The organism is [Erwinia] mediterraneensis (genome assembly GCF_900604315.1).
Classification (GTDB): Bacteria; Pseudomonadota; Gammaproteobacteria; order Enterobacterales; family Enterobacteriaceae; genus Pantoea; species Pantoea mediterraneensis_A.
This window is the reverse complement of sequence record NZ_LR026978.1, coordinates 1,739,907-1,748,532: the sequence shown is the minus strand read 5'-3', so window position 1 is coordinate 1,748,532 and position 8,626 is coordinate 1,739,907. Positions and strand designations below refer to the sequence as shown.

At 53.3% G+C, this 8,626-nt stretch carries 5 protein-coding genes, 4 tRNA genes and 2 rRNA genes; 2 read left to right on the top strand and 9 right to left on the bottom strand.

The features are described 5' to 3' along the window. The 5 genes from tuf to E0E17_RS08195 all read right to left on the bottom strand — a co-directional run. Positions 1–1,100 (bottom strand): elongation factor Tu (gene tuf / locus E0E17_RS08215; RefSeq protein WP_207302047.1); only part of this gene is annotated, 1,100 nt, incomplete at its 3' end. Between the two features lie 110 nt (positions 1,101–1,210). Continuing rightward, a tRNA-Thr gene (locus E0E17_RS08210) sits at positions 1,211–1,286 on the bottom strand. 5 nt (positions 1,287–1,291) lie between these two features. Then, positions 1,292–1,366: transfer RNA gene (locus E0E17_RS08205), tRNA-Gly, on the bottom strand. A 187-nt stretch (positions 1,367–1,553) separates the two neighbouring features. After that, positions 1,554–1,638: transfer RNA gene (locus E0E17_RS08200), tRNA-Tyr, on the bottom strand. A gap of 7 nt (positions 1,639–1,645) precedes the next feature. Beyond that, positions 1,646–1,721 (bottom strand) — tRNA-Thr (locus E0E17_RS08195). Between the two features lie 30 nt (positions 1,722–1,751). Between E0E17_RS08195 and E0E17_RS08190 the strand changes: the two genes are divergently transcribed. Together E0E17_RS08190 and coaA are read left to right on the top strand one after the other, a co-directional pair. After that, positions 1,752–1,949 carry a hypothetical protein gene (locus E0E17_RS08190; RefSeq protein WP_130833256.1) on the top strand — a complete coding sequence of 66 codons (198 nt, stop codon included), beginning with the start codon at positions 1,752–1,754 and terminating at the stop codon, positions 1,947–1,949. A gap of 269 nt (positions 1,950–2,218) precedes the next feature. After that, positions 2,219–3,169, top strand: a complete 951-nt coding sequence (gene coaA, locus E0E17_RS08185; protein WP_130833254.1) for a type I pantothenate kinase — start codon at positions 2,219–2,221, stop codon at positions 3,167–3,169. Positions 3,170–3,311: 142 nt separating this feature from the next. On the opposite strand, the gene birA is transcribed toward coaA, so the two are convergent. From birA to E0E17_RS08165, 4 genes are all read right to left on the bottom strand, one after another. Beyond that, positions 3,312–4,271: a bifunctional biotin--[acetyl-CoA-carboxylase] ligase/biotin operon repressor BirA gene (gene birA, locus E0E17_RS08180; protein WP_130833252.1), complete on the bottom strand. Its 960-nt coding sequence runs from the start codon at positions 4,269–4,271 to the stop codon at positions 3,312–3,314. Further along, positions 4,268–5,305 carry a UDP-N-acetylmuramate dehydrogenase gene (murB, locus tag E0E17_RS08175; protein WP_130833250.1) on the bottom strand — a complete coding sequence of 346 codons (1,038 nt, stop codon included), beginning with the start codon at positions 5,303–5,305 and terminating at the stop codon, positions 4,268–4,270. Before murB ends, birA begins: the two co-directional genes overlap by 4 nt. 176 nt (positions 5,306–5,481) lie before the next feature. Further along, positions 5,482–5,597: ribosomal RNA gene (rrf, locus tag E0E17_RS08170) — 5S ribosomal RNA — on the bottom strand. 93 nt (positions 5,598–5,690) lie between these two features. Next, positions 5,691–8,591, bottom strand: a 23S ribosomal RNA gene (locus E0E17_RS08165). Between the last annotated feature and the right edge of the window lie 35 nt (positions 8,592–8,626).

The following is an 8,626-nucleotide window of genomic DNA, read 5'->3' as shown; positions in this document are numbered from 1 at the left end:
ATCGGGTGGATCAGGGTAACAACCATTTTGATGTTGTCGCCCGGCATTACCATCTCAACGCCTTCCGGCAGTTCGATGGTTCCGGTCACGTCAGTGGTACGGAAGTAGAACTGCGGACGGTAGCCTTTGAAGAACGGAGTATGACGGCCGCCTTCGTCTTTGGACAGGATGTACACTTCAGATTCGAACTGGGTGTGCGGCTTGATGGTGCCCGGCTTGGCCAGGACCTGACCACGTTCGATCTCTTCGCGTTTGATACCACGCAGCAGAACGCCCACGTTCTCACCTGCCTGACCCTGGTCCAGCAGTTTACGGAACATTTCAACGCCGGTACAGGTTGATTTCGCGGTGTCTTTGATACCCACGATTTCAACTTCTTCACCTACCTTGATGATGCCGCGCTCAACACGACCGGTCACAACGGTACCACGACCAGAGATGGAGAATACGTCTTCGATCGGCAGCAGGAACGGCTTGTCAATTGCGCGCTCCGGATCCGGGATGTAGCTGTCCAGGTGACCGGCCAGCTCAACGATTTTCGCTTCCCACTCAGCGTCGCCTTCCAGCGCTTTCAGCGCAGAACCGCGAACGATCGGGGTGTCGTCGCCCGGGAAGTCGTACTGTGACAGCAGGTCACGCACTTCCATCTCAACCAGTTCCAGCAGCTCTTCGTCATCAACCATGTCACATTTGTTCAGGAACACGATGATGTAAGGAACGCCTACCTGACGACCCAGCAGGATGTGCTCACGGGTCTGCGGCATCGGGCCGTCAGTCGCAGCAACAACCAGGATAGCGCCGTCCATCTGTGCAGCACCGGTGATCATGTTTTTCACGTAGTCGGCATGGCCCGGGCAGTCAACGTGCGCGTAGTGACGGGTCGGGGTTTCATACTCAACGTGAGAGGTGTTGATGGTGATACCACGAGCCTTCTCTTCCGGCGCGTTATCGATCTGATCGAATGCACGCGCCTGGCCGCCGTAGGTTTTCGCCAGAACGGTGGTGATTGCTGCAGTCAGGGTGGTTTTACCGTGGTCAACGTGACCGATGGTGCCCACGTTTACGTGTAATTTGTTACGTTGAAATTGCTCTTTAGCCATCGCTTGTCCCTCTAAGACACGGATATATCAAAGATATCATCACATCAACCAGGCGGGGCCTGACTGTTTGGTTTTACACAGAGAGAGAATCAGGAGGGAGATAAAGGAAGTGGTGCTGATACCCAGAATCGAACTGGGGACCTCACCCTTACCAAGGGTGCGCTCTACCGACTGAGCCATATCAGCACATCTGGAGCGGGCAGCGGGAATCGAACCCGCATCATCAGCTTGGAAGGCTGAGGTAATAGCCATTATACGATGCCCGCATCCTGGAACTCGGCTACCTGTTCTTTCTGTAGCTTATGAATAATAAAAGAAGATCCTTTATTATTCGAGCCTGCCAGCTACCTGACCGACTCTGACTGCGCCTCTGCTCAGTCTGAATTTGGGGTGAGGGTCTCACCTTTCAGATGCATCTGTTTTCTGCATCTTATCTCAATCGAGAGATTGAGATGGTGGTGGGAGAAGGATTCGAACCTTCGAAGTCTGTGACGGCAGATTTACAGTCTGCTCCCTTTGGCCGCTCGGGAATCCCACCTACTTGATGGTGCCGGCTACCGGAATCGAACTGGTGACCTACTGATTACAAGTCAGTTGCTCTACCAACTGAGCTAAGCCGGCATCAAGTGACGCGCATTCTAGGAAGAGCGGATGCAGGATGCAACAAAAAAATTGCTTAAATCGCGCTATCGCTTACTATTTGTGCAATTGTTCGCAATTTACTGCCTCAACGTAGAAAAAACAGTCACCTCTGGCACAATTTTGCAGCATCTCTTCCGTCAGCCGGAGCGCTTTTTATCTTGCCACTTTGTAATTTCTTTGCCTGGCGCAGATTTTTTCTTCCGTTGATCGCTCGACCTGCTTCTCCCCCTTCCGCTACTGCCCCTTACACCCGACTATCTTCCGCCCCTTTAAAAGGGCAAACAAATGTGGGCACGGTTACGAAAGCGAACTGGCCTTTATCTTTTTACTTCTTTTTGACGCTGTACTGATGTTAACCTCCTGCCCATTGTTTCCTGTGAATTTTTCTTATGATGTGCAACTGAGTTCAACGCATCGCTGTATGCTCTCTGCTGCGACATGTCGATGAGCCAGGACTTGCTGTCAGATGCATGCTTATGAGTAAATCAAATACACCCCTGACCACGCCCTATCTCCAGTTCACCCGTACGCAGTGGGCCGCGCTACGTAATTCCGTGCCGATGACGCTCACTGAAGATGAGATTGCGCAGCTGAAAGGCATTAACGAAGATCTCTCGCTGGAAGAAGTGGCAGAAATTTATTTGCCCCTGTCGCGCTTGCTGAATTTCTATATCAGCTCTAATTTACGGCGTCAGGCAGTGCTGGAGCAGTTTCTTGGCACCAGTGGGCAGAGGATTCCTTACATTATCAGTATTGCCGGTAGCGTTGCGGTGGGTAAAAGCACTACGGCGCGCGTGTTACAGGCGCTGTTAAGCCGTTGGCCGGAACATCGCAAGGTAGAGTTGATTACCACTGATGGCTTTCTTCATCCCAATGCCGTGCTGAAAGAGCGTGGATTGATGAAGAAGAAGGGTTTCCCGCAGTCTTATGATATGCACCGACTGGTGAAATTTGTCTCTGACCTGAAATCAGGCGCAAAACAGGTCACTGCCCCTGTCTACTCCCATCTGATTTATGATGTGATCCCGGACGGAGATAAGGTTGTTCAGCAACCCGATATTCTGATCCTTGAAGGATTAAATGTTTTACAAAGCGGGATGGATTATCCACACGATCCGCATCGTGTTTTCGTTTCCGACTTTGTCGACTTTTCTATATATGTTGATGCGCCAGAGGAAATGCTGCAAAGCTGGTATATCAATCGCTTTTTAAAATTCCGTCAGGGCGCGTTCACCAATCCCAACTCTTATTTCCATCATTACGCCAGGCTTTCTGAACAGGAAGCGGTGCAGACGGCCACTAATTTGTGGAAAGAGATTAACTGGTTGAATCTGCAGGAAAACATTCTGCCGACCCGGGAGCGTGCCAGTCTGATAATGACCAAAAGTGCGAATCATGAAGTCGAACGCGTACGCTTACGCAAATAAAGCGGATAAGTAACCCACTTTTAACGCGCCTGCGTGCAGCAGAATGAATTAAATAAATTTATCTTTCCTGAACGGGCGGCAATTAATTATCTTTTCTGCTGCGCGCAAATAAGGCCCGCCATCGTCGGGCCCGTTTCTGCGCTTATTGCGGACGCAGGGAGATCTCCCCGCCTACCCAGGATTTTATGTCGCCATCCTGTTCCAGCAGCAAACCGCCTTGTTTATCAACGCCGCGCGCAATGCCGTGTACTTCCCGATCCCCCATGATCAACCTCACCGGGCGATCAATAAAGTTATCCAGCGCAGGCCAGCGCGTCATAAAGGGCGCAAAGCCTTCCCGTTCAAACTGAGGCAGCGCTTCACGCAGCCGGTTTATCAGCTGTGCCGCCAGTTGGTTACGATCAATTTTTACGCCCGCTTCCTGCAGGTTAATCCAGCCCTGATTAACCACAGATTCGTCTGGCGTGCGCATCGAGAGATTGATGCCAGCCCCGATAACCAAATGTGCCGCGTCGCCTGTTTTGCCGGTCAATTCAACCAGAATGCCGGCCAGCTTGCGATCGTGCAGGTAGAGATCATTCGGCCATTTTACGCGGACATCTGTCGCACCCAGCGCCTGCAGTACCTCAGCCATGACAATACCGATTACCAGGCTCAGGCCCATGGCGGCCGCAGGCCCCTGCTCCAGACGCCAGTACATGGACATATAGAGATTAGCGCCAAAGGGTGAAAACCATTGCCGGCCACGTCGCCCCCGCCCCGCCTGCTGATATTCCGCAATACAGGCATCGCCGGACTCCAGCTCTGACATTCTTTCCAGCAGGTACTGATTGGTAGAGTCAATTACCGGGATAACCGCGAGACGAGGATGGTGCAACTGTGCAAGGATTGCGGCTTCATCCAGCAGCTGTACCGGCGCTGGCAGGCTATAGCCTTTACCCGTAATGGTATAAACATCCAGACCCCAGCTTTTTAGCGTCTGGATATGTTTGTTTATGGCGGCCCGGCTCATCCCTAACAGGGTTCCCAACTGCTCGCCAGAATGAAATTCACCGTCAGACAGGATGGATACCAGTTTTAGCGGGACGCTGTGATCTTTCATGAAATTACCTCAACCGCATTACGCTCACCCTGAGCGCCAATAAACCGTACTTCAGGCTCCAGCCAGACGCCAAACTTTTCCCCGACGCACTGACGAACATAATGCGCCAGCGCAACAATATCTTGTGGCGTTGCGTTGTCCTCGTTAATCAGCACCAGTGCCTGCTGGCGATGCACAGCAGCGCCACCGATACGATGTCCTTTCAGCTGGCACTGATCGATCAGCCAGCCCGCCGCGAGTTTTACCTCACCGCTATGTTGCGGATAACGGGGAATGGCAGGCCAGTGCAGCAGCAGGCCATCGGCTTTTTCGGTACTGACCAGGGGGTTTTTAAAGAAGCTACCAACATTGCCTGTCAGACGTGGATCGGGCAGCTTACTTTGACGCATCTGACAAACCGTATCGAATATCTCATGCGCAGTGACAGTAGCAGGATTAAGACGTGCCAGCTCCCCATAGGTGAGTACGGGCTGCCACTGTTTCGATAACTTCAGGCCCAGCGCCACAATAGCGTAACCATGCTGATACTGATGCTTGAAAATACTGTCGCGATAGCTGAACTGGCAATCATCACGGTGTAAGCGTTCTGTCCGTCCATCGTTGAGATGCAGGACATCCACATATTCGCACACATCTTTCAGTTCAACCCCGTAGGCGCCAATGTTCTGAATCGGCGCTGATCCGACGAGACCAGGGATCAGTGCCAGATTCTCCAGCCCGGGGAGGCCTTTCTGCAGCGTCGTTTTAACCAGCTGGTGCCAGTTTTCACCTGCACCGACATGGAGATGCCAGCTTTCATGCTGCTCGCTAATTTCGACACCTTTAATACGGTTGATAACGACCGTACCGGCAAAGTTTTCGAGAAACAGCACATTACTGCCCTCGCCCAGTAACAAGAAAGGCTTTTGCGTCTGCTGGCTGGTTTGCCAGGCGTGGAGAATAGCCTCAGAGGTATCGGCAAGCACAATGGCATCTGCAGCGATATCAAGACCCAGTGTATTGAACGATCTTAATGAAGGATTTGGGCTGGACATTTCACGGCCTTAACGGATTAAACTATGCGTAGTTTACCCTATCGGGCCTGGCTTGGTTGGATGATTTCGTACCTTGTAAGGCGACTGCGGGGCGGATGAAGCTGCAGGCAGTAAGCCGTCCTGTGTGCAGACGAAAAAGCCCCGTACTCGCGTACGGGGCTCTGTCGTGTATGGATGCCTGGCAGTTCCCTACTCTCGCATGGGGAGACCCCACACTACCATCGGCGCTACGGCGTTTCACTTCTGAGTTCGGCATGGGTTCAGGTGGGACCACCGCGCTCTGGCCGCCAGGCAAATTCTGTTGTCGCGCCGCCCGCAGGCCGCACAACGTATCCGGGTAACAAACTGAAAATCGCGTCTCTCATCAAAACGCCTCTGGCGTTGTAAGGTTAAGCCTCACGGGTCATTAGTACCGGTCAGCTCAATGCATCGCTGCACTTACACATCCGGCCTATCAACGTCGTCGTCTTCAACGTCCCTTCAGGACCCTTAAAGGGTCAGGGAGAACTCATCTCGGGGCAAGTTTCGTGCTTAGATGCTTTCAGCACTTATCTCTTCCGCACTTAGCTACCGGGCAATGCCACTGGCGTGACAACCCGGACACCAGCGGTGCGTCCACTCCGGTCCTCTCGTACTAGGAGCAGCCCCCCTCAGTTCTCCAGCGCCCACGGCAGATAGGGACCGAACTGTCTCACGACGTTCTAAACCCAGCTCGCGTACCACTTTAAATGGCGAACAGCCATACCCTTGGGACCTACTTCAGCCCCAGGATGTGATGAGCCGACATCGAGGTGCCAAACACCGCCGTCGATATGAACTCTTGGGCGGTATCAGCCTGTTATCCCCGAAGTACCTTTTATCCGTTGAGCGATGGCCCTTCCATACAGAACCACCGGATCACTAAGCCCGCTTTCGCACCTGCTCGCGCCGTCACGCTCGCAGTCAAGCGGGCTTATGCCTTTGCACTAACCTCACGATGTCCGACCGTGATTAGCCCACCTTCGTGCTCCTCCGTTACGCTTTGGGAGGAGACCGCCCCAGTCAAACTACCCACCAGACACTGTCCCCACGCCGGATCACGGCGCCAGGTTAGAACATCAAACATTAAAGGGTGGTATTTCAAGGATGGCTCCACGCAGACTGGCGTCCGCGCTTCAAAGCCTCCCACCTATCCTGCACATCAAGGCTCAATGTTCAGTGTCAAGCTGTAGTAAAGGTTCACGGGGTCTTTCCGTCTTGCCGCGGGTACACTGCATCTTCACAGCGAGTTCAATTTCACTGAGTCCCGGGTGGAGACAGCCTGGCCATCATTACGCCATTCGTGCAGGTCGGAACTTACCCGACAAGGAATTTCGCTACCTTAGGACCGTTATAGTTACGGCCGCCGTTTACCGGGGCTTCGATCAGGAGCTTCGCCTTGCGGCTGACCCCATCAATTAACCTTCCGGCACCGGGCAGGCGTCACACCGTATACGTCCACTTTCGTGTTTGCACAGTGCTGTGTTTTTAATAAACAGTTGCAGCCAGCTGGTATCTTCGACTGGCTTCGGCTCCGGGAGCAAGTCCCCTCACCTACATGCCAGCGTGCCTTCTCCCGAAGTTACGGCACCATTTTGCCTAGTTCCTTCACCCGGGTTCTCTCAAGCGCCTTGGTATTCTCTACCTGACCACCTGTGTCGGTTTGGGGTACGATTTCGTGTTACCTGGAGCTTAGAGGCTTTTCCTGGAAGCAGGGTATCAGTTACTTCAGCACCGTAGTGCCTCGTCATCACGCCTCAGCCTTGATTTTCCGGATTTGCCTGGAAAACCAGCCTACACGCTTAAACCGGGACAACCGTCGCCCGGCTAACCTGACCTTCTCCGTCCCCCCTTCGCAGTAACACCAAGTACAGGAATATTAACCTGTTTCCCATCGACTACGCCTTTCGGCCTCGCCTTAGGGGTCGACTCACCCTGCCCCGATTAACGTTGGACAGGAACCCTTGGTCTTCCGGCGAGCGGGCTTTTCACCCGCTTTATCGTTACTTATGTCAGCATTCGCACTTCTGATACCTCCAGCATGCCTCACAGCACACCTTCAGCGGCTTACAGAACGCTCCCCTACCCAGCAACACACAGTGTCACTGCCGCAGCTTCGGTGCATGGTTTAGCCCCGTTACATCTTCCGCGCAGGCCGACTCGACCAGTGAGCTATTACGCTTTCTTTAAATGATGGCTGCTTCTAAGCCAACATCCTGGCTGTCTGGGCCTTCCCACATCGTTTCCCACTTAACCATGACTTTGGGACCTTAGCTGGCGGTCTGGGTTGTTTCCCTCTTCACGACGGACGTTAGCACCCGCCGTGTGTCTCCCGTGATAACATTCTCCGGTATTCGCAGTTTGCATCGGGTTGGTAAGCCGGGATGGCCCCCTAGCCGAAACAGTGCTCTACCCCCGGAGATGAATTCACGAGGCGCTACCTAAATAGCTTTCGGGGAGAACCAGCTATCTCCCGGTTTGATTGGCCTTTCACCCCCAGCCACAGGTCATCCGCTAATTTTTCAACATTAGTCGGTTCGGTCCTCCAGTTAGTGTTACCCAACCTTCAACCTGCCCATGGCTAGATCACCGGGTTTCGGGTCTATACCCTGCAACTTAACGCCCGGTTAAGACTCGGTTTCCCTGCGGCTCCCCTATACGGTTAACCTTGCTACAGAATATAAGTCGCTGACCCATTATACAAAAGGTACGCAGTCACCCCATAAAGAGGCTCCCACTGCTTGTACGTACACGGTTTCAGGTTCTGTTTCACTCCCCTCGCCGGGGTTCTTTTCGCCTTTCCCTCACGGTACTGGTTCACTATCGGTCAGTCAGGAGTATTTAGCCTTGGAGGATGGTCCCCCCATCTTCAGACAGGATATCACGTGTCCCGCCCTACTCATCGAGCTCACAGCATCTGTGCCTTCGTGTACGGGACTGTCACCCTGTACCGTGCGCCTTTCCAGACGCTTCCACTGACACACATGCTGATTCAGGCTCTGGGCTGCTCCCCGTTCGCTCGCCGCTACTGGGGGAATCTCGGTTGATTTCTTTTCCTCGGGGTACTTAGATGTTTCAGTTCCCCCGGTTCGCCTCGCAACACTATGTATTCATGTTGCGATGATGCACTGAGTGCACCGGGTTTCCCCATTCGGACATCGCCGGGTCAAAGGTTCATATCACCTCGCCGGCGCTTTTCGCAGATTAGCACGTCCTTCATCGCCTCTGACTGCCAGGGCATCCACCGTGTACGCTTGTTCGCTTAACCTCACAACCCACAGACGTTTCGCTGTCGCGACCCGT

Bases quoted from the DNA above. Each gene is read 5' to 3' on its own strand.
- E0E17_RS08190 (WP_130833256.1), top strand. From the start codon at position 1,752: ATGCAGGATGCAACAAAAAAATTGCTTAAATCGCGCTATCGCTTACTA.
- coaA (WP_130833254.1), top strand. From the start codon at position 2,219: ATGAGTAAATCAAATACACCCCTGACCACGCCCTATCTCCAGTTCACC.
- birA (WP_130833252.1), bottom strand. From the start codon at position 4,271: ATGAAAGATCACAGCGTCCCGCTAAAACTGGTATCCATCCTGTCTGAC.
- murB (WP_130833250.1), bottom strand. From the start codon at position 5,305: ATGTCCAGCCCAAATCCTTCATTAAGATCGTTCAATACACTGGGTCTT.